Annotated in this window: 16 protein-coding genes and 1 tRNA gene; 10 read left to right on the forward strand and 7 right to left on the reverse strand. The window is 62.9% G+C overall.

The features are described 5' to 3' along the window. Positions 1–288 precede the first annotated feature (288 nt). Complete coding sequence (locus Q0887_RS14100) at positions 289–2,547, forward strand: PBP1A family penicillin-binding protein (protein ID WP_299196492.1); 2,259 nt, start codon at positions 289–291, stop codon at positions 2,545–2,547. 132 nt (positions 2,548–2,679) lie between these two features. Here the strand turns inward: Q0887_RS14100 and Q0887_RS14105 are convergent, their stop codons facing one another. From Q0887_RS14105 to Q0887_RS14115, 3 genes are all read right to left on the reverse strand, one after another. Continuing rightward, positions 2,680–4,209, reverse strand: coding sequence for a Do family serine endopeptidase (locus Q0887_RS14105; protein WP_299196493.1), 1,530 nt, complete (start codon positions 4,207–4,209; stop codon positions 2,680–2,682). Between the two features lie 164 nt (positions 4,210–4,373). Beyond that, positions 4,374–5,216: a protease modulator HflC gene (locus tag Q0887_RS14110; RefSeq protein WP_299196494.1), complete on the reverse strand. Its 843-nt coding sequence runs from the start codon at positions 5,214–5,216 to the stop codon at positions 4,374–4,376. A 1-nt stretch (position 5,217) separates the two neighbouring features. Continuing rightward, entirely contained in the window at positions 5,218–6,390 is a 1,173-nt protein-coding gene (locus tag Q0887_RS14115; RefSeq protein ID WP_299196495.1) for a protease modulator HflK, read from the reverse strand. Between the two features lie 75 nt (positions 6,391–6,465). On the opposite strand from Q0887_RS14115, the gene Q0887_RS14120 reads away from it, so the two are divergent. The 4 genes from Q0887_RS14120 (at position 6,466) to Q0887_RS14135 (ending at position 12,390) form a co-directional block, all read left to right on the forward strand. Further along, positions 6,466–7,467 (forward strand): Mrp/NBP35 family ATP-binding protein, encoded by a 1,002-nt coding sequence (locus Q0887_RS14120; RefSeq protein ID WP_299196497.1) that lies wholly within the window; start codon positions 6,466–6,468, stop codon positions 7,465–7,467. Positions 7,468–7,471: 4 nt separating this feature from the next. Beyond that, positions 7,472–9,802, forward strand: a complete 2,331-nt coding sequence (locus Q0887_RS14125; RefSeq protein WP_299196499.1) for a molybdopterin cofactor-binding domain-containing protein — start codon at positions 7,472–7,474, stop codon at positions 9,800–9,802. Then, the gene (gene hemH, locus Q0887_RS14130; protein WP_299196500.1) at positions 9,799–10,833 is read left to right on the forward strand and encodes a ferrochelatase; all 1,035 of its coding nucleotides are present in this window, start codon (positions 9,799–9,801) and stop codon (positions 10,831–10,833) included. Before Q0887_RS14125 ends, hemH begins: the two co-directional genes overlap by 4 nt. 123 nt (positions 10,834–10,956) lie before the next feature. Continuing rightward, complete coding sequence (locus Q0887_RS14135; protein ID WP_299196501.1) at positions 10,957–12,390, forward strand: cytochrome P450; 1,434 nt, start codon at positions 10,957–10,959, stop codon at positions 12,388–12,390. 128 nt (positions 12,391–12,518) lie between these two features. Here the strand turns inward: Q0887_RS14135 and Q0887_RS14140 are convergent, their stop codons facing one another. Next, positions 12,519–12,689 carry a DUF1674 domain-containing protein gene (locus Q0887_RS14140; protein WP_299196502.1) on the reverse strand — a complete coding sequence of 57 codons (171 nt, stop codon included), beginning with the start codon at positions 12,687–12,689 and terminating at the stop codon, positions 12,519–12,521. Positions 12,690–12,748: 59 nt separating this feature from the next. On the opposite strand from Q0887_RS14140, the gene Q0887_RS14145 reads away from it, so the two are divergent. Next, entirely contained in the window at positions 12,749–13,996 is a 1,248-nt protein-coding gene (locus Q0887_RS14145) for an RsmB/NOP family class I SAM-dependent RNA methyltransferase (protein ID WP_299196503.1), read from the forward strand. Here the strand turns inward: Q0887_RS14145 and Q0887_RS14150 are convergent. Both Q0887_RS14150 and msrA read right to left on the reverse strand, forming a co-directional pair. Continuing rightward, complete coding sequence (locus tag Q0887_RS14150; protein WP_299196506.1) at positions 13,993–14,832, reverse strand: hypothetical protein; 840 nt, start codon at positions 14,830–14,832, stop codon at positions 13,993–13,995. The two genes, Q0887_RS14145 and Q0887_RS14150, sit on opposite strands and share 4 nt — an antisense overlap. 7 nt (positions 14,833–14,839) lie before the next feature. Then, positions 14,840–15,367 carry a peptide-methionine (S)-S-oxide reductase MsrA gene (gene msrA, locus Q0887_RS14155; protein WP_299196507.1) on the reverse strand — a complete coding sequence of 176 codons (528 nt, stop codon included), beginning with the start codon at positions 15,365–15,367 and terminating at the stop codon, positions 14,840–14,842. A gap of 147 nt (positions 15,368–15,514) precedes the next feature. On the opposite strand from msrA, the gene Q0887_RS14160 reads away from it, so the two are divergent. From Q0887_RS14160 to Q0887_RS14175, 4 genes are all read left to right on the forward strand, one after another. Next, positions 15,515–16,378, forward strand: a complete 864-nt coding sequence (locus Q0887_RS14160) for a hypothetical protein (RefSeq protein ID WP_299196509.1) — start codon at positions 15,515–15,517, stop codon at positions 16,376–16,378. Between the two features lie 18 nt (positions 16,379–16,396). Continuing rightward, positions 16,397–17,272, forward strand: coding sequence for an N-carbamoylputrescine amidase (gene aguB / locus Q0887_RS14165; protein ID WP_299196511.1), 876 nt, complete (start codon positions 16,397–16,399; stop codon positions 17,270–17,272). Between the two features lie 28 nt (positions 17,273–17,300). Continuing rightward, positions 17,301–17,789, forward strand: a complete 489-nt coding sequence (gene folK / locus Q0887_RS14170; protein ID WP_363317681.1) for a 2-amino-4-hydroxy-6-hydroxymethyldihydropteridine diphosphokinase — start codon at positions 17,301–17,303, stop codon at positions 17,787–17,789. Positions 17,790–17,991: 202 nt separating this feature from the next. Further along, positions 17,992–18,067, forward strand: a tRNA-Lys gene (locus tag Q0887_RS14175). Between the two features lie 98 nt (positions 18,068–18,165). On the opposite strand, the gene Q0887_RS14180 is transcribed toward Q0887_RS14175, so the two are convergent. Continuing rightward, entirely contained in the window at positions 18,166–18,369 is a 204-nt protein-coding gene (locus tag Q0887_RS14180) for a helix-turn-helix domain-containing protein (protein ID WP_299196513.1), read from the reverse strand. Between the last annotated feature and the right edge of the window lie 1,013 nt (positions 18,370–19,382).

Genomic DNA, 19,382 nt, shown 5'->3' on the forward strand with positions numbered 1-19,382 from the left:
TTCTTTCTGTTGTTATCCGCAATACGGTCTTCTGGTTGTTCAACTCGAAGCAAGAGTTTTCTCAGGTTGGGGTAGATATTGCGTGGCCTTCTCGTGTCGGAAACTGGGTGTGAGCAGAACGCCAGCCTTCCAGTTCCCGAAAACAGAAGTCCGACCTTTTCCGACTAGCCCGTCCCACCCCAACAATCCCCGATCTCCTCGCTTGCGCCGTTCACGCCATGTTACAAGTGCCCTATACATTGCCTAAAGGCGAATGTGTGGGTGCTTCCAAGGTGCGAATAGGAATTCATGTCGAAGCGGGGTGAACGTCTGACCAACAAGAACAAGCGAGGCTCGCGCCGCGCGGCGAGCGAGCGCGCCAAGAGCGGCTCGGGCGGCGGGTCCAGCTCGGGTAAGAAGCGCCTTTCGCGCAGTGGCAAGAGCAAGAAAGAGGGTGAGCCCGGCGAGCCTTCCTTCCTGTGGAAGTGGACCAAGCGGATCACCCTGTGGGGCGGCGCGGCGGCGCTGCTTGGCGCGATCTTCCTCGCCTTTGCGGTTGGCTTTGCCGCGCGGTCGATCCCCAGCTTCTACCAGCTAAAGGCCAGCCAGACCGGCCAGACCATTCTGGTGAGAGCGCGCGACGGGACCGAAATTGTCGAGATCGGGCCAAGCTTCGGCAACTGGCTCGAATATGACGAAATCCCGGAGAATATGCGCAACGCGATGATCGCGGTCGAGGATAAGCGCTTTGAATCGCATTACGGGATCGACCCGATCCGGCTGACCGGCGCGCTTGTTGAAGGCGTTACCGGTGCGCGCTCGCGTCTGGGCGGCACGTCGACCATCTCGCAGCAGCTGGCGCGCAACCTGTTCCTGTCCTCGAACCGGACGTTTGACCGCAAGGCGCGCGAGGCGGTGCTTGCGATGGCGCTCGAATGGCGGTTCTCCAAGGAGCAGATCCTCGAGCTGTATCTGAACAAGGTCTATTTCGGCGGCGGGGCCTACGGTGTCGACAGCGCGAGCCGCAAATTCTTCAGCCATCCCGGCACCGAATTGTCGGTCGCTGAAGCGTCGATCATCGCCGGCCTTGTGAAAGCGCCGAGCCGCTATTCGCCGACTGCCGACACGCAGGCCGCGGTGGACCGCGCGCAGGTCGTGCTGCGGCTGATGCGCGAGCAGGGCTATATCACTTCTGAGCAGGCCAGCGTCGATGTCGATACGGTCGAACTGAAACAGCAATCGGGCCAGAATTCGGTGCGTTACTTCACCGATTGGGCGCTGCCGCAGCTCGACATATTGCTGCCCGAAACCAACGCTCCGCTGGAGGTCTGGACGACGCTGGACGTGGGCATGCAGCGCGCGGCGACGGCGGCGATTGATTCCAACACGCCTGACGGCTCGCAAGGGGCATTGGTCAGTCTCGACCGCGACGGTGCGATCCTCGCGCTGGTGGGCGGGACCGACTATGTCGAGACCAACTTCAACCGCGCGACCAATGCGATGCGCCAGCCCGGCTCTTCGTGGAAACTGTTCGTGTTCCTCGCCGCGCTGGAGGCGGGTTACACCCCCGATGACCGCGTGGTCGATACGCCGGTGACAATCGACGGCTGGTCCCCGCGCAATTCCAACGGGCGCAATGTCGGTGAGACCGATTTGCGCACCGCCTTTGCCTATTCGATCAACACGGTCGCTGCGCAGCTGGGCAATGAAGTCGGCTTCGGCACGGTAGCCTCGATGGCGCGGCGCTTTGGCGTGACCAGCCCGATCTCGACCTTCCCTTCGATGGTGCTGGGATCATCGGAGGTGCGCCTGATCGAGATGACCAGAGCCTTTGCCGCCGTTTCCGCAAAGGGCACGGCGGTCGAGCCCTACGGCATCGTGCGCGTCCAGACCGCCGATGGTGAGGTGATTTACGAGCATGAAAGCGCGCGCGAGACGCAGCTGGTGCCCGATTACGTTGCCGCCGGAATCACCGATTTGCTGCAAGCCGCCGTGCAAACAGGAACGGGGCGTGCGGCGCAGATCGGCAGGCCGGTTGCGGGCAAGACCGGCACGACCAGTTCGAACAAGGACGGGTGGTTTGTCGGTTTTTCCAGCGGGATCACCACCGGCGTGTGGATGGGCCGCGACGATGCGCGCGCTGTGCCCGGATTGCAGGGCGGTCGTGCGCCCGCGCAGGCCTTTTCCGCCTATATGCGCTATGCGGTGAAGGACCGCGCGGTAGAGGAGTTCGATGTCGAGCTGAACCTGCCCGAATGGCGGCTTGAACCCGATGAAGAGGCGCTGTTCGGCGATCCGGACGATTACTATTTCATCGACGAGCAAGGCAATCTGATCGAACCGGGTCGCCGCGATCCGTCCTCACCCGACTTTGACATCGAAGGCGAGCGCCCGCCGCCCGTTGCCGAGCCGCCGCCTGCGGTGAGCGAGGACTTTCTGGAGGAGGCCATCGGCGCTCCGGTGAGCGGGGATGGACCGAGAAACGAGCCCAGAGCGCCGCCCGCTCCGCCCCCGCGACCTCCGCCTGATGGCGAGCGGGTGGATGACGATTTCCTCGACGCGCTCTAGCGAAAACAAAACCCCCGGAAGCGAAGTGCTTCCGGGGGTTTTTGTTTGGTCGTGAGTTCCTGCGGAAGCAGAAGTCCATTCGCAAGGCTTGCAATGGGTTCCTGCCTTCGCAGGAACTCACGCTAGCCCTTCTTACCTCATCCGCACCGGCACAAAGCGCGGGGGAGCGCCGCGGCGCTGGATGCGCAGCAGCACGGCTTCGCGGTTGTCGGATTGTGCAGCGGTCACCTGCTCGCGCAGGCCTTCGATCGTGCTGACGACCTGATAATTGGCGGACAGGATGATGTCGCCCCGGCGCAGGCCCTTGCGGCCCGCATCCGAATTGGGATCAACCGCGCCGATCACCAGACCTTCCGTATCAGCGCCCACGCCCAGACTGCGCGCGATCTGCGGGGTCATTTCGAGCACTTGCAGGCCGAGCACTTCAGCGATCATGGTGTCGGATTCGTCTGGCTCCATAACCTCTTCGCTGTCAGGGTCGAAATTCTGGTTTTGCTGGGCGAGTTCAGCCTCACTCGGGCGGCGGCCAAGGGTCGCGTTGACGGTGAGCGAACGCCCATCGCGCAGCACTTCGATCGGAATGCTCTCACCCGGCGCGATATTGGCGACGAGGAAGGAGACCGTTTGGTCCGAGGTCACATCCTGCCCGTTAATGCTGGTGATGATGTCGCCTTCGCGCAGGCCCGCATTGGACGCTGCGCTATCGGGCTGGATCGACTGCACGATCTCGCCGCGATTGCGCGGAACGCCGAGCGAGTCGGCGAGATCATCGGTCATGGATTCGAGGCCCACGCCAAGGAAGCCGCGCTCAATCTCGCGCCCTTCGCGCAGCTGCGCGACAATCGGCTCGGCGATTTCGCTGGGGATGGCAAAGCCGATCCCGACGCTGCCGCCCGAAGGCGAGAAGATCGCATTGTTGATGCCGATCACATTGCCGCGCATGTCGAACAAAGGCCCGCCCGAATTGCCGCGATTGATACTGGCATCGGTCTGGATGAAACGGTCATAGGCGCCGCCCTGACCGGTGTTGCGATAGACCGCCGAGACGATGCCCGAAGTCACCGTTCCGCCAAGCCCGAAGGGATTGCCGATTGCAACCACCCATTCGCCCACGCGGGTCTGCGCCGAATCGCCGAAACGCACAAAGGGGAAGGACTGGTCCGAATTGATCTTGAGCACAGCGAGGTCCGACTGCGCATCCGCGCCGACCAGTTCAGCTTCGTATTCGGTGCCGTCAGGCATGGTGACGGTGATTTCTTCAAGCGTCGCGCGGTTATCGGGCGCAACAACGTGATTGTTGGTCACGACATAGCCATCGGCGCTGATGATGAAGCCCGAACCCAGCGATTGCGCCTCGCGCGTTTGCGGTTCGTCGCTGCGGCCGCGCCGATTGAACAGTTCGGCAAAGGGCGTGCCGGCGAAAGGATTGCGGTTGACCTGGATCGACTGGCGCGTGGCGATGTTCACCACCGCCGGCTGCAATTGTTCGGTCAGGTCGGCGAAGCTTGCCGGAGCGCCTTCGATCGGCACCACCCGGTCCATCACCGCGCTGTCGTTTTGCGCCACCTGCGCGCCTGCGGGGAATCCGGTCATCAGCGAGACCGCCGCACCCCCCACCAAAAGCGCGCTCGTCAGTCCATAAACATACCGCACGTTGCTCACGTCCTCTCGTTCCTTCCATAGTAGAGCGCCGTCAAAGGGCGCTCCGATTACGTTACAAATACGTGTCCACTATCAGGGCAGACGCACTTAACCGCGATTGAACACAGTTGTAGTCGGTCGCACCATGTCAGCGTTTCGTCGGTGCGTGGCAATTCGCCGGACGCCTATCGCCCGTTGAACTGGTTGAAATATGCATTGTCGGCATCGAGCACCATTGTGCTGTCTCCGCTGCCGTCAACAAAGGTCCGCCGATAACTCTCCATCGCGCGATAGAAATCGTAGAATTGCGGGTCTTTGCCGTAAGCCTCTGCATAGGTCGACGCCGCATCGGCATCGGCCTCTGCGCGGATGATCTGCGCATTCTTGCGGCCCTGCGCACGGATCGTTTCCGCTTGTTCCTGCCGCTCCGAAATCATCCGGTTGAGCGCAGCCGTCAGCGGCGTGCCTTCGGGCAGGTCGGCCGCCTTGATCCGCACATCGATGATCTGCACGCCGTATTCGCGCGACTGCGTGTCGAGGCTGTCGCGGATCTCGGTCATCGCGCTGCCGCGTTCGGCGGTGAGCAGGCTGGCGAAGGTCCGGCGACCCAGCTCCTGCCGCAATACCGAGCGAAGGATACGGGCAAGCTGCGTGTTGAGCTGACCTTCATCGCCCGCACGTTCAATCATCGTGACAGGCTGGATGATGCGATAGCGAGCATAGGCGTTCACCCGCAGGCGTTGCTGATCGCTGGTGAGCACCTGTTCGTTGTCCATGTCGAGATCGAGCACACGGCGCTCTACCATCTGGACGCGGTCCACGAATGGAATGCGGTACCAGATGCCCGCACCGGTCTGGCCAAAGGGCTGATCCGGGCGATACATATTGACGATATCGAGCGGCTCACCGGTACGGATGATAACCGCCTGCTTGGTTTCAGGCGTCACGAATAAAGTCGATGCCAGCCCGACCAGAAAGACTGCGGCCAGGACAATCGCAATGCGGTATTGGGTCCAGATGTTTTGCATCTTACTGGCCTCCCTGTTCGGTAGCCGGTGTCGGGGGCTGCACGGTTATGGTTCGCTCGCGCTCGACTTCGCGCAAGGGAAGATAGGGCGTGACCCCGTCGGCATCGATTATGGTCTTGTTCGTGCGCGACAGGACGGTTTCCATTGTCTCGTAATAGAGCCGGCGCCGCGTCACTTCGGGAGCGAGGCGGTATTCGGCATAAAGCTGATTGAACTCTTCCGCGCTACCTTCTGCCGTTGCCAACTGGCGCTGTGCATAAAGCCGCGCGCCGTTGAGCGCGCGTTCGGCATCCTGCTGCGCGGCGAGCACGTCGTTAAACGCCTCGACCACATTTTCAGGCGGGTCGGTTTCGTCGACTTCGATAGCGAGCACGGCAATGCCTGCGCCATAGCCATCGAGGATGTCCTGCATGCGGGTTTGCACATTGGCCTGAATGTCGGCGCGGCCTTCACCCGAGATCACGGTGTCGAATGTCTTTTCCGCGACCGAGGAGCGCATCGCGGTCTCGGCAGCCTCGCGAACGGTTTCGATCGGGTCTTCGAGCTGGAACTGGAACAGCGGAAGGTCGCTGATATTCCAACGCACAGAGTAAGAAAGGTCGACGAGGTTCTGGTCGCCGGTGAGAATCAGCTTGCTCGGCACTTCCTCAATCCGCGCGGCTTCGACATTTTCAATATCGACAATGCTGATCGGCCACGGAAGGGACCAGTTGGTGCCCTGATTGAAAGTGTCGACATATTCGCCGCCAAAGCGGGTGACGGTTGCCTGCTCACCCGGCTGGATGAAGTGGACGCTGCTAAAGGCGAGCCATGCGAGGCCTGCGCCGACTGCGAGGACCGGAAGCCACGAACCGCCACCGGGGCGCTCGGGAATGCGGAAGCCCGCTCCGCCGCCGCCGCCAGTGCGGTTGGGGCCTTCGGGTCCGCGGTTCTTGAAGATGTCTTCGATGCTGGCGGATTTGCGCCCGCCGCGTTTCTGGCCATCGCCGCCGCCGGGCAGCCACGGATTGCGCGGCCCTTCCTTGGGTCCGTCGTCGGAGCCGCCCGAAGGCGGTTCTCCATCCGAGCCGTCGCTGCCGCCAGAGCCACCATCACTCCCCGGCTTACCCCAGGGATTTTTCTTGCCTGCCATTGCAAGGCCAAGATTTTTCTTGAAACCATCGAAAATACGCATGCACCTCTTATAGGAACGCCGATTGAGGAAAAACAGGGGTTGGCTAAGCGAAATTGGTGGTAGAGGGCCAACTTCATGACTCAAACTGATGATCCAGGGCGAAATCCGTCCGAAGAAGAGACGCTTATCCGCGAATGCCTGCCGGTGGAGATCCACGGGCGGCTGCGTTCCGCGCGGATCAAGGAGCGCCGCGCGATTATCGTTGCCGAAGCCGGCGATCTGGGCGCGAAAGCGCGCGAGGAGCTTGAAGGGCTGATCGAAAATGCGGTTGGCGAACTGGCGCAAGTTGACGAAGTTCGCGTCGCTTTGATCGCGGATCGCAAGCGGCGCATGGTGATCGCGGTCGGATCGGGCAAAGGCGGCGTGGGCAAATCGACGCTCACCACCAATCTCGCGGTCGCTCTGGCGCGCAAGGGACGCAAGGTCGGGGTGATCGACGGCGATGTTTACGGGCCCTCGCAGCCGCGCCTGCTCGCAGTCGACCGCGAAAAGCCGAGGGTTGAGGGCGACAAGCTGGTCCCGATTGACAGCCCGCACGGGGTCAAGGTGCTCTCAATGGGCAATCTGGTCGCACCGGGCAAAGCGCTCGCATGGCGCGGGCCGATGGCGGGCAAGGCGCTGAGCCAGCTGATCGACGCGGCGTGGGGCGATACCGAACTGCTGCTGATCGACCTGCCGCCGGGCACAGGCGATGTGCAGATCACGATGATGGCCGATGCCAAGCCTGACGGCGCGGTGCTGGTTTCGACCCCGCAAGACCTCGCGCTGCTCGACGCGGCGCGCGCGGGGCAATTGTTCGACGATGGCGAAGTGCCGATCATCGGTCTGGTTGAGAATATGGCGGGCTATGCCTGCCCCCATTGCGGCGAGATCAGCGATCCCTTTGGCACTGGCGGGGTGGAAAGATTCGCCGCATCGCTCGAAATCCCGTTCCTTGGCCGCGTGCCGCTGACGATGGAAACGCGCATTGCCGGTGATGCTGGCACGCCGCCTGCGGCCGGCGATGGCGAAGGGGCCGCGCCGTTCCTTGCGATTGCCGACAAGCTCGACCGCTGGCTGACGAGCGGGGCTGTCTAAGCGCATGCAGGTATCGCGCCGGGGATTGATGACAGGAGCCGCTGTGGGCGGCGGCTTGATCGTCGCGTGGTGGTTCCTGCCGCGCTCCTATCCCAACCCGCTCGAACCGTCGGCGGGCGAGCATGTTTACGATGCGTGGATCAAGATTGCCGAGGACGGCGTAGTCACGGTCGCGGTGCCGCAGCTCGAAATGGGGCAAGGGATCACGACCTTGCTGCCGCAGATCGTCGCGCAGGAACTGGGCGCGGACTGGCGGCAGATCGCGGTCGAGCCTGCGCCGGTTGCGGCGGCCTATCCCAATGTCCCGCTGGCGAAACGCTGGACCGAATTGTGGGAGCCGCTCGCATCGGGTTTGTCCGAGACCACGGACGACATGTTCGCGCGGCAATTCGCCCGCAATTCGCGCTTTACCGCGACTGCGGACGGCACCTCGCTCGCCGCCTATGAGGCGCCCTGCCGGGAGGCTGCGGCGGCGGCGCGCGCAATGTTGGCGCTCGAAGCGGCAGACCGTTGGGGCACTTCGTGGGAGGAATGCGAGGTTTCGCGCGGGATCGTACGCTGGCGCGACAACAGCGCCACATTTGGCGAGCTCGCCGCAGGCGCTGCCGAGCAATCGCCGCCCAGTCCCCCGCCGATCAGACCTGAAGCTCCGAGCGAATCGCCGCTGCTTGGCGTAGGAGGCGAAGCGCAGGGGCCGAGCATTTCGACCGTCAATGCAAGCACGGTTGGATCGGACAATGCCGCCGCCGCTTATCCGCGCATCGACCTGCCCTCCAAAGTCGATGGCAGTTACATGTTCGCAGGCGATGTGCGGCTGCCCGGCATGGTCTTTGCCGCGATCCGCCACGGTCCCAACAATGGCAGCGAGCTGACCGGCTTCAACGAAAGCGGCGCCGAAGGCATTCGAGGGCTGGTCGGCGCGGTCAAGACATCGCGCTGGCTCGCCGTCGCGGCAACGACATGGTGGAGCGCCGAACGCGCGCTCGACGCGATGCAGCCGCAGTTCACCACCAGCTTTCCGGTCGATAGCGACGATGTGGCAGGCAGGCTCGACACATTCCTGACCAGTGGGGACTCGTTCAAGATCGCCGAAACCGGCTTTGGCGAAGAGGCGATGACGCGGGTCGATCTGGCCCGCCGATACGAGATCGAACCGGCCCATGCCGCCCCGCTCGAAACCGCGACCGCAGCCGCGCGTTACAAGGACGGGCGGCTCGAATTGTGGATCGCCAGCCAAGCCCCTGAACAGACCCGCATCGCCGCCGCCCGTGCGGTCGGCATCGCGGCCGAGGACGTTGCGCTCTACCCCATGCCCGCAGGCGGGAGCTTCGACGCGCGGCTCGAACACGATCACGCCATAGAAGTCGTGCATATCGCCAAGACGCTCGACCGCCCGGTTCAGCTGACATGGAAGCGGCGCGAGGAAATGATCCGCTCGCGCCCACGCGCACCGGCCTATACGCTGGTTGGCGCGCAGCTTTCAGCGGCTGGCGACGGAGCCATCGATGCGCTCAAGCTGCGGATCGCGACCCCGCCTGCGAGCCACGAATTTGGCGAGCGGCTGTTCGGCAATCGCACCGCATGGGCCGCAATCCGCGAAAGCTCGGGCCGCAAGGATGCGCTGGCCTGCGAAGGCGCGGTGCCGCCTTACGAGCTGCCCAGTGTCACGGTGCGCCACATTCCGGTCGAGATCGGCCAGCCGGTCGGGCGGGTGCGCGGCAATTCCCATGTGCCCGGTGCCTTCGCGATCGAAAGCTTCATCGACGAGGTCGCCGCAAGCGCTGCGCGCGAGCCTTTGTCCTACCGCATGTCGATGCTGGGCAGCGATATCCGCCTCGCCGCTTGCCTGCAGCGCGCGGCTTCGATGGCCGAGTGGAATGGCGGGGTGAACCAGAGCGGGCAGGGGATTGCCTGCCACCGGATCGGCGATGGGGAGACAGGCGGGCGGATTGCCTGCGTTGCGACTGCGCGGCAGGGAGAGGGCGGCGTGCGGGTTACGCGGCTTTCGGCAGCGGTCGATATCGGGCGGATCATCAATCTCGACATTGCCCGCCAACAGATTGAGGGCGGATTGCTGTTCGGCCTCGGCATGGCGCTGGGCAATGCGCTCAAGATGCGCGGCGGGCTTCCGGCGAGCTTCGACTATGCCGATCTGGGCCTGCCATCTTTGGCCGAATGTCCCGAGATCGAGGTGGATTTCATACCTTCCGGAGCCGCCCCTGCCGACCCCGGAGAGCTGGGCGTAGCGGTTGCGCCGCCTGCGATAGCCAATGCGCTGTTTTCCGCGACAGGCTTGCGGCTGCGGCGACTGCCCCTACTTTCGGACGGGTTATGACCTGGAGCGAGCAGAACCTTCCTAGTGACCACCCGCCAGTAAAGAGCGGCAAGGTCGGCGTGTTGCTGGTCAATCTCGGCACGCCTGATGCGCCCGATGCGAAGTCGGTGAAGCGCTATCTCAAACAGTTCCTGTCCGACCGGCGCGTGATCGAAATTCCGCCGATTGCGTGGCAGCCGATCCTGCGCGGGATCATCCTAAACACGCGGCCCAAGAAAAGCGCCAAGGCCTATAAGAAGGTCTGGACGGATCGCGGATCGCCGCTGGCCGATATCACCTCGCGGCAGGCAGAGGCGGTGGCGGATGCGCTGGGCGAAGCTGCGGTGGTGGACTACGCCATGCGCTATGGCTCACCGTCGATTGAGCGGCGGATCGGCGAGCTGACCGAAAAGGGCTGCGACCGCATCCTGATCGCGCCGCTCTATCCGCAATATTGCGCCGCGACGAGCGCGACCGTTTTCGACGAAGTGGCGCGGATCATGGCAGAGCTGCGCTGGCAACCGGCTTTGCGCTTCCTGCCGCCCTATCACGACGATCCGGCCTATCTCGATGCGCTCGCCCGCGATCTGACGCGGCAGGTTGGCACGCTCGCCTTCAAGCCCGAAGTGATGCTCTTAAGCTTCCACGGAATGCCGCAGCGCACGCTTGAGCTGGGCGATCCCTATCACTGCCACTGCATGAAGACCTCGCGGCTTTTGCAGGAACGGCTCGCCGCGCGAGAAGAGTTTGCCGGCGTGCGTTTTGCGACCAGCTTTCAGTCGCGCTTTGGCAAGGCGAAGTGGCTTGAGCCTGCCACCGACACCACATTGGAGGCGGAGGGCGCCAAGGGCACCAAAGGCCTCGTCGTCGCGGCTCCCGGCTTCTCGGCCGATTGCGTCGAGACGCTCGAAGAGCTGGCTCTCGAAGGCCGCGACATCTTCCTCGAGGCGGGCGGGAGCGATTATGCGGTTCTCGACTGCCTCAACGTGTCAGCCGACGGGGTGCAGATGCTCGATCAGGTTGTGCGGCGCGAGCTTTCCGGCTGGCTCTGATCTTTGGCCCAACTGGGCGGATTGATCCTATCGTATTCATGCGAGGCTTATTTACACTGTGGTAAGTTAAGGGCAGGATAGAGCGTTCTTGCTGCCCACCCACACCCTCGGAGTTCGCCTGAAATGGCCACCCTCGCCAATCCTGCCGACAAGCCCGCCGACGCTGCCAATGAAGCGCAAAGCTTCGACCATTGGAGCGAAGGTCTGCCCGATGAAGCCGCGATCGCGCATATTCCGGGCGAGGCCGGCTGGCCGCTGGTGGGCAACACATTCCGCCAGCTCGCCGACCCGCACGGCTTCACCCAGCGCATGGTTGAGAAATACGGCAAGGTTTACAAGACCCACGCCTTTGGCGGCTGGAATGTTGCGCTGATCGGCGCGGATGCGAACGAGCTGGTGCTGTTCAACAAGGACAAGATCTTCTCCAGCGAACAGGGCTGGGGTCCGGTGCTCGACCAGCTGTTCCCGCGCGGGCTGATGCTGATCGATTTCGACCACCACCGGATTGACCGGCGCGCACTGTCTATCGCGTTCAAGCCGGGGCCGATGCGGCATTATATGGGCTCGCTCAATTCCGGTATCGCGCGTGAGGTTGAAGGCTGGGCCGGTCCGATGAAGTTCCAGCCCGCGATCAAGCAGCTGACGCTCGATCTGGCTGCGGAGAGCTTTCTCGGCATTCCGTGGGGGCCGGAAGCCGACGCAATCAATCAGGCCTTTGTCGATATGGTGCAGGCCTCGGTCGCGCCAATTCGCACGCCCTTGCCCTTTACCAAGATGAAAAAGGGCGTCGATGGCCGCGCCTATATGGTCGATTATCTGACCAAGGAAACGCATCGCCGCCGCGCGGAAGGCGCCGATAGCACTCGGGGCCAGGACATGTTCAGCCAGTTCGCCAATGCGACGCGCGAGGACGGCTCGCTGCTGCCGGTGGACCAGGTGGTCGACCATATGAGCTTCCTGCTGATGGCCGCGCATGACACGATCACATCCTCTGCGACGTCGATGCTGTTCTACCTTGCGACCCAGAGCGAATGGCAGGAGAAGCTGCGCGAAGAGGTGATCGCAGTCACCGGCGGCCCCGACGCAGACGGCAATCCGCGCCCGCTTTCCTACGACGATCTGGGCAAGCTCGATCTGACCGAGATGTTCTTCAAAGAGACCCTGCGGATGATCCCCCCTGTCCCCTCCATGCCGCGCCGCGCGCTGAAGGATTTCGAGTTTGGGGGCTATCACATTCCGGCAGGCCAGATGGTCGGTATCAACATCCACTGGACCCACCATTCGGAGGAATACTGGGACAATCCGGCGGTGTTCGACCCGATGCGCTTCACGCCCGACAAGGTGAAGGCGCGGCACAAATATGCCTGGGTCCCCTTTGGCGGCGGCGCGCATATGTGCCTGGGTCTGCACTTTGCCTATATGCAGGTGAAGGTGCTGATGGTGCAGCTGCTCCAGCGCTACCGCGTCAAAGCAGCAGAAGGCTACACGCCCGAATGGCAACCATGGCCGATCCCGCAGCCGAAAGACGGGCTGAGGGTGGAGTTTAAGAGTCTTTGATTTCCGCAGCGGCTCCGCGCTGCGATTTCCTCGCTCATGCGACCTAAAGGTCGCGTCGCTGCGGGCGGGCGGTCGCCCTTGCGGTTGCTACGCAACCGTCTGGTGATCTTCAGTGAGATCACTAGCCCTCAAAAATCCACCGCGATCCCGTCCTTCTCCCAGTCGCCATAGCGGGTGGGGGAGAGCTTCTCGTCGTGCTTCACCGGCTTCGGCTCGGGCGCGGGGTCGTTGGACCAGTGCGCGGGCTTCTTGAAGGTCTTAGCTGCCCGAGACTTCTGGGGGGATTTTTGTTTGGTCATGTCGCTTTATCCATGCGCGCGCTGGCGCTTGGTTGCAAGCACGGTTAGAGCCGCGCGCGATGGCTCAACCTTCCGGAATTCACGCGCGCCGCGCCGCGCTCAAAATGCTCGACGCGGTTATGCGCCGGGGCGAGACGCTCGAACAAGCGGCGCCCTCTGCCTTGCGCGATGTGCGCGACGGCAAGGACCAGGCCTTGGCGCGCGCGATTGCGGGGGAAAGCCTGCGCTGGCTTACCGATATCGACGCTCTGATCGACAGCGCGACCAAGAAACGCCTGCCTGACGATGCCAAGCCGCGCATGGTGCTGCGCATGATGCTGGCCCAAGCGCTCAGGCTGGAGACACCGCCGCACGCAGTGCTCGCCACGGGGCTGGACTTGCTCTCTGGCGGGCCGAGGCGGCTTGCGCATGGGGTGTTTTCAACGCTGACCAAGCGCGAAGTGACTTTGCCCGAAGTGCCGACCTTGCCCGAACGGGTGGTGGAGCGCTGGGGTGAGCGCGCTGCGCCCATCGCCGCCGGTCTGGTCCACCCGCCCGAAGTTGATCTGGCGCTTTTGCGGCCAGAGGAAACCGCCGAATGGCAGGCGAAGCTGGGCGGGATCAGCCTCGCCACGGGCCATGTCCGCGTGCCGCGCGGGACGCCGGTTGAACAGCTTGCCGGTTATGACGACGGCGCGTGGTGGGTGCAGGACCTCGCCGCGCAGATCGCGCCGTCGCTGCTGGGTGCTGGGGAAGGCAGGCACGCGCTTGACCTCTGCGCTGCGCCGGGCGGCAAGACGATGGCGCTCGCAGCAGCGGGCTTCGAAGTGACCGCGCTCGACATGTCGAAGCGCCGTCTTGATGTGCTCAAGGCCAACCTCAAACGCACTGGCCTCAAGGCCTCGCCCGTGCGCGCCGATGCGATGGCGTGGGAGCCGAAGCACCAATTCGACGTGATCCTGCTCGACGCGCCGTGCACCGCGACCGGCACCTGCCGCCGCCACCCCGACGTGCTCCACCGCATCGGCCCGCGCCAGATCGGCGAGATGATCGAGCTCCAGCAATCGCTGCTGCTGCGCGCGGTCGCGTGGCTGAAGCCCGGAGGCACACTGCTCTATGCGGTGTGCTCGCTGGAGGCCGAAGAGGGCGAGGAACAGGCGGCGTGGCTGAGCGAAAACAGCGATCTCGCGCTTGCACCGATCACCGCAGAAGAACTTCCCGCTGGCCTGAAGCCCTCAGCAGAAGGCTGGCTGCGTACCGATCCGGCAATGCTGGCCGATCAGGGCGGGCTCGACGGGTTCTTTATCGCCCGCTGGAAGAAGCGCTAGCCCCACTCCATCGCGATTTTCGCGCAGGATCGCTCAAGCTGCGACACGGTGAGTTCAACACTGCTCGCTGATGGCCGCTCGATCGCGATGTCGATCCGCGTGCCCAGCTCGATATAGCGGTGCATGTCCATCTCGGCCCCTGTGATGGTGTGCGCGATGGTGCGCGCCTCGCCCTCGCTCACCAGATAGGCCGCTTGCCGCCCGATCTCGGCCAGATGCGGCGCGTTCACATGATCGCCTGAACCGCTGAAATAGGGATGGCCCGGCATCAGGCCGTTCTCGCGCGTGACCAGAGCGGCGCTGCGGAGCGTGCCGCCGACTTCCTCCAGTGGCGCGAGCAAGGGAGGTTCCGCCTCCGGCAGTCCCAGAGCCTCGCGCGGGGCATAGGTGAAGGTGCTGTGGTCAGGCGCGGAGCTTCGCACATCGGCTTTGGACTTGCCGCGCCAGCTTTCGAAATTGCGCGTGCGGAACACCACACCCTTGCCGCGAATGCGCGTGATCAGCCGGTCCTGCGCATCGAACAGGCGGGTGCAGAAATCGAGCTTGTCGCCCTCTCCGGTCCGCTCAAACACGCCGCGAACAGCCATTCCCGCATCGCGGTCGCCCAGCACCCAATCGGTCCAGGTGAGCGCGCTCCACTTGCTGTCATCGCGGGTGCGCGCTGCCTGGGTCGCGCCGACGCTGCACCAGAAATTCTGGGTCTGGATCACCAGCGGATGCTGCGCGGGAAGCGCCAGCCATGGCCATTCGCCGCTATCGGTCGAGCAGGTGAAGGCGACCGAACCGCCTGGCTCTATCGCGCAATCGGAGACATAGGATCGATCGAGCGCGGGCATGGCTGCCCTAGTCCTTCACATATTTCTGGAAGCTCTTGCGCAGCTTCATGATCTTGGGCGGGATCACCGCGAGGCAATAGGGATTGCGCTGGCCTTCGCCGTCCCAATATTCCTGATGGTAATCCTCTGCCGGATACCATTCTGCGGGGCCTTCCACGGTGGTGACAGCCGTGCCGGAATTGTCCGCATTCCAGCGTTCGATTGCGGCCTCCGCCTCTGCCTTCTGATCGTCCGACAAAGGGAAGATCGCGCTGCGATATTGGGTGCCGACATCATTGCCCTGCCGGTTCAGCTGGGTCGGATCATGGGTGCCGAGGAAGACGTCGTAAATCTCGGGTAGAGTGATTTGCGCGGGGTCAAAGGTAACGCGGATACCCTCGGCATGGCCGGTCGATCCGGTGCAGACCTCTTTGTAGGTCGGGCTGGCGACATGCCCGCCAATATAGCCGCTTTCGACTTCGCTCACGCCGATGACATCGCGGAACACCGCTTCGGTGCACCAGAAACATCCGCCTGCGATGATTGCCTGTTCCATACCGCTCTGATCTCCTTTTCGATGAACGACATAGTGCGGACGACAGGGATTGCCAGAGCGACCAGCCCTCGCAGCAGCGCATCTTGTCTTTCGCCCGCCTTGGCGTCAGGAGGTAGCCACGTATTTCGACTGGAGAGGACTGAACCCATGAAACTTGCCCTTTTGGCTCCCATCGCCGCGCTTGCCGCCGGTACCGCGCTTGTCACTTTTTCCGGCCCGCTGGCCGCCGAAGCACACACCGACACTGCTGCTCCGACGCTTGAACAAGTGCTCGCAATGGAACATCGCGACGATGATCGTGCGCGCGACCAATATCGCCGCCCTGCTGAAACACTGGCGTTTTTTCAGGTTGAACCGACCATGACCGTGGCCGAATATGGACCGGGCGGCGCATGGTACACCCGCGTGCTCGCGCCGTGGATCATGCCGCAGGGCACTTACATTGCCTTCAACGGAGACAGCGACGCGCGCACCTATCGCAGCCGTGCGCAAGAGGCTCGCTCCAAGGCTTGGACCGAAAACTTCATCCGCGGGATGGAAGAGGGATCGGGCATGGAAGTTGACCCCAATACCGTGTTCGAAATCGATGAGATGCCTGAAAGCGTCCACGGCACGGTCGACCGCGTGTTGATCTTCCGCTCGATGCACGGCCTTGCCAATGGCAACGTCGCTGATGATGTGCTCGACGCCGTGCGCACCATGCTGAAGGATGACGGCATGGTCGGCGTGGTCCAGCACCGCAAACCCGATGATGCACCGGATTACGATTACGGCTCTGCGCTTGGCTATATGAAGACCGCGCAAGTCGTCGCGATCTTTGCCGCCAACGGCTTTGAATTGGTCGATTCTTCCGAGATCAACGCCAATCCGAACGATCCAGCGGACTGGGCGCGCGGCGTGTGGACGCTGCCGCCCGTGCTGACCACCGGCGAAGATGACCCGCGCCGTGCCGAATATCTCGCCATCGGCGAAAGCGACCGGATGACGCTGCTCTTCCGCAAGGCCGACTAAATCGCTATCGGGCGGCGCATGAGCACACTCACTGTCGCCGCCCTTCAGCTCCCGCTTGCAAGCGAGGACGAGGCCGAAAATATCGCTGCGGTTGCCGCATTGGTCGAAGAGGCCGCTGCGCGCGGGGCAAAGCTTGTCCTGCCGCCAGAGCTCTTTTCCGGCCCCTATTTCTGCCGCGAGGAAGACGAGGCGCTGTTCGCGCTCGCCCGCCCTACGGCAGAGCATCCCTCGGTGCTGGCGATGCAGGAACTGGCAGCGAAGCACGCAATTGCGATCCCGACCAGCTTCTTTGAGCGCGACGGGCATCATTATTACAACACGCTCGCCATGATCGGAGCCGACGGCGCGATTGCGGGCACTTACCGCAAGAGCCACATTCCCGATGGTCCGGGCTATGAGGAAAAGTTCTACTTCCGCCCCGGCAATGACGGGTTCAAGGTCTGGGACGTCGCCGCCGATGATGGCAGCACGGTGCGCATCGGCGTCGGCATTTGCTGGGACCAGTGGTATCCCGAATGCGCGCGGGTGATGGCGCTCAAAGGGGCGGAAGTTTTGCTCTACCCCACCGCCATCGGCTCTGAGCCCTATGATGCCGACCTTGACACCAGCCGCATGTGGCGGCGCGCGATGATCGGCCATGCGGTGTCGAACTGCATGCCGGTGATGGCCGCCAATCGGATCGGAACTGAAGGCCCAGAGGGCGCGCAAAGCTTTTACGGCCATTCCTTCATCAGCGACGAATGGGGCGATCTGCTCGCCAGTTTCGGCGCTGAGGAGACAGGCGTTCTCACCGCGGCGCTCGATCTCGCGCAGGCGGCCAAACACCGCGCGGGCATGGGATTCTTCCGCGATCGCCGCCCGCAGCTTTATTCGCGCATCGCCGAAGACATCTAAGTCCGTTCGGCTTTCGTAACTCCTTATCGTGATACACACCTATCTGATCGCGCTGGGCAGCAATATGCGCTCGCACCGCCACGGGCCACCGCGCGAAGTGCTGGCGCGTGCGGCGGAAATGATTTCGCTTGTCGGGATCGAAGTGGTCGCGGTCGCAAAGCCGATTGCGAGCCGCCCGATTGGCCCTTCCAGCCGCGAATATGCCAATGGAGCCGCGATTGTGCGCGGCACGATGGAGCCGCGCGGCATGCTGCTGCTGATGCAGGATATCGAGCGCAAATTCGGGCGCGAGCGGCGCGGACAACGCTGGCGTGCGCGGGTGCTGGACCTCGACATCGTGCTTTGGAGCGGGGGCACTTATCACTCGCCCGAGCTCACCATCCCGCACCCCGAATTTCGCCACCGCGATTTCGTGCTGGGTCCGGCGGCGAGCATTGCAGGCGATTGGCGCGACCCGGAAACCGGGCTGAGTGTGCGGCAACTCGCCGCTCGGCTGGCGAAGGGCGCCCCAAGATAGAACAAGGCATTGAAAATTGGCCCGCCAGTTACTCCGCAAGGCGCACCGGCCAAGTGCAAGATCGGCGAAGATTGGGCAATCATTGACGCCGAGCGAAGCGGCAATTTCGCCGCCCGCGCAAGTCACGCTTGACGGTGAGGCCGACCCTGCCTAGGTGAGCGCTCCGCACAGCGCCGCGAACCGCCGCGCCGTGACCCTCAGGGGGCCCTTAGCTCAGTCGGTAGAGCAACTGACTTTTAATCAGTAGGTCGCTGGTTCGAACCCAGCAGGGCTCACCATCCATCCTCCTGAAATACAAGAGAAACTTAATGTCCTTGCCTCTCAGGAGGTGGTGGAGGGCGAAGTGGCAACCGCAAGGCAACCACTCCGCAGGAAACTAGACGGGTCTGCCTCCTCCAGTGTTTACCTGTTCGCCCGCCTCGACAAAGGCCTCTAGATCGCGTGGTCTGTAGCGGACCAACCGCCCGCCTAGCTTTACGAACACAGGCCCGCCTCCCTCATAACGCCACGCCTCAAGGGTCCGCTTGGTCGTGCCAAGGCAGGCTGCGGCTTGGTCGGTTGTCAGGAGCGGTTCAAGCATTGCCACCGCCTCTCTTCGACAAAGAGGCCGGGGCCCGCCTAGACCCGGGTAAGGGGGGACTGGCACGGTCGCTCTCACTTATTTGCGGGGCCTCGGAAGTTTGGGCCAAATTTTGCAAGCGCTGGCGGCTGACTGAACTACTCATCATTCCCGCCTCCGTCGGCTTGAGGTTCCCAAACGCGAAAGCCCTCCCCAATCGAATAGGCAGCGAATACTCCCGGTTCATTTTGTTTGGCGAAGTGCTTGCTATGGATGAGCGAGCCGTAACGATCCCAAATCGTATCGACCGTGCGGCTATACTGATCGCTGTCGCCCAACGCACGGTATAGGTGTCTATTGAGGACGAGTCCCGGCGCTTGCGAAACAAATCGGACATATGCCGCCGCTTGACTTCTGGGTATCTCAACAGCGCTTTTGCCATTCTCCCGAAAGCATATTGGGCCATCGAATGCGGGTCGGATTTCGAATGCACCGCAGTTGGGGCAGATTGGGAAGCGCGCAATTGAGCTGATTTGATTGAGGTTAGGCATGTTGCAGTCTCCTAAAGGTGACAAGGTTTCAACCCAGTCCCGCAGGAGCCCGGTCGGATGGCGCGGGGTGACCATCCACCAGATACCCAAGGTTCTTACGGCTTTGCCTGCCTTGGGGCTCGCATTTTGCAGCCCATTTCCTGACTGCCGCCTCTTGGGGCTCTTCACCTCCCTCGTCTCCCGGGAATGAAAGAGACAGATCAGGTCTGAGGCAACGGCCCAAGCGCTCTTCCGCCATCCGTGCTCGGTTTGCTGCTGACGCGCAATAAGAGACCCGCACCAGCGTCAGTGGAGTTGGGCGCTAGAATCCCATATTTCAAGTGAAATAGGATTCGACCGTCGACGCCGCTTCAAAACTGGACTTGGCCGCAGGCCGAAATTCTCGATGGATGCCGAGATCAAATAGTCATGGTTTCATAAATCTTGGGATTATGTTGACTAGTTACCCCGAGCAATGCCTTGATTGGCTAAGTTTAAGTGTAC

Origin of the sequence: uncultured Erythrobacter sp., from assembly GCF_947492365.1 — a bacterium.
Lineage (GTDB): Bacteria > Pseudomonadota > Alphaproteobacteria > Sphingomonadales > Sphingomonadaceae > Erythrobacter.

What these genes read in the sequence shown, in the direction of transcription:
- Q0887_RS14100 (WP_299196492.1), top strand. Translation starts at nt 289, where the DNA reads ATGTCGAAGCGGGGTGAACGTCTGACCAACAAGAACAAGCGAGGCTCG.
- Q0887_RS14110 (WP_299196494.1), bottom strand. Translation starts at nt 5,216, where the DNA reads ATGCAAAACATCTGGACCCAATACCGCATTGCGATTGTCCTGGCCGCA.
- Q0887_RS14115 (WP_299196495.1), bottom strand. Translation starts at nt 6,390, where the DNA reads ATGCGTATTTTCGATGGTTTCAAGAAAAATCTTGGCCTTGCAATGGCA.
- Q0887_RS14120 (WP_299196497.1), top strand. Translation starts at nt 6,466, where the DNA reads ATGACTCAAACTGATGATCCAGGGCGAAATCCGTCCGAAGAAGAGACG.
- Q0887_RS14125 (WP_299196499.1), top strand. Translation starts at nt 7,472, where the DNA reads ATGCAGGTATCGCGCCGGGGATTGATGACAGGAGCCGCTGTGGGCGGC.
- hemH (WP_299196500.1), top strand. Translation starts at nt 9,799, where the DNA reads ATGACCTGGAGCGAGCAGAACCTTCCTAGTGACCACCCGCCAGTAAAG.
- Q0887_RS14135 (WP_299196501.1), top strand. Translation starts at nt 10,957, where the DNA reads ATGGCCACCCTCGCCAATCCTGCCGACAAGCCCGCCGACGCTGCCAAT.
- Q0887_RS14140 (WP_299196502.1), bottom strand. Translation starts at nt 12,689, where the DNA reads ATGACCAAACAAAAATCCCCCCAGAAGTCTCGGGCAGCTAAGACCTTC.
- Q0887_RS14145 (WP_299196503.1), top strand. Translation starts at nt 12,749, where the DNA reads ATGGCTCAACCTTCCGGAATTCACGCGCGCCGCGCCGCGCTCAAAATG.
- Q0887_RS14150 (WP_299196506.1), bottom strand. Translation starts at nt 14,832, where the DNA reads ATGCCCGCGCTCGATCGATCCTATGTCTCCGATTGCGCGATAGAGCCA.
- msrA (WP_299196507.1), bottom strand. Translation starts at nt 15,367, where the DNA reads ATGGAACAGGCAATCATCGCAGGCGGATGTTTCTGGTGCACCGAAGCG.
- Q0887_RS14160 (WP_299196509.1), top strand. Translation starts at nt 15,515, where the DNA reads ATGAAACTTGCCCTTTTGGCTCCCATCGCCGCGCTTGCCGCCGGTACC.
- aguB (WP_299196511.1), top strand. Translation starts at nt 16,397, where the DNA reads ATGAGCACACTCACTGTCGCCGCCCTTCAGCTCCCGCTTGCAAGCGAG.
- Q0887_RS14180 (WP_299196513.1), bottom strand. Translation starts at nt 18,369, where the DNA reads ATGCTTGAACCGCTCCTGACAACCGACCAAGCCGCAGCCTGCCTTGGC.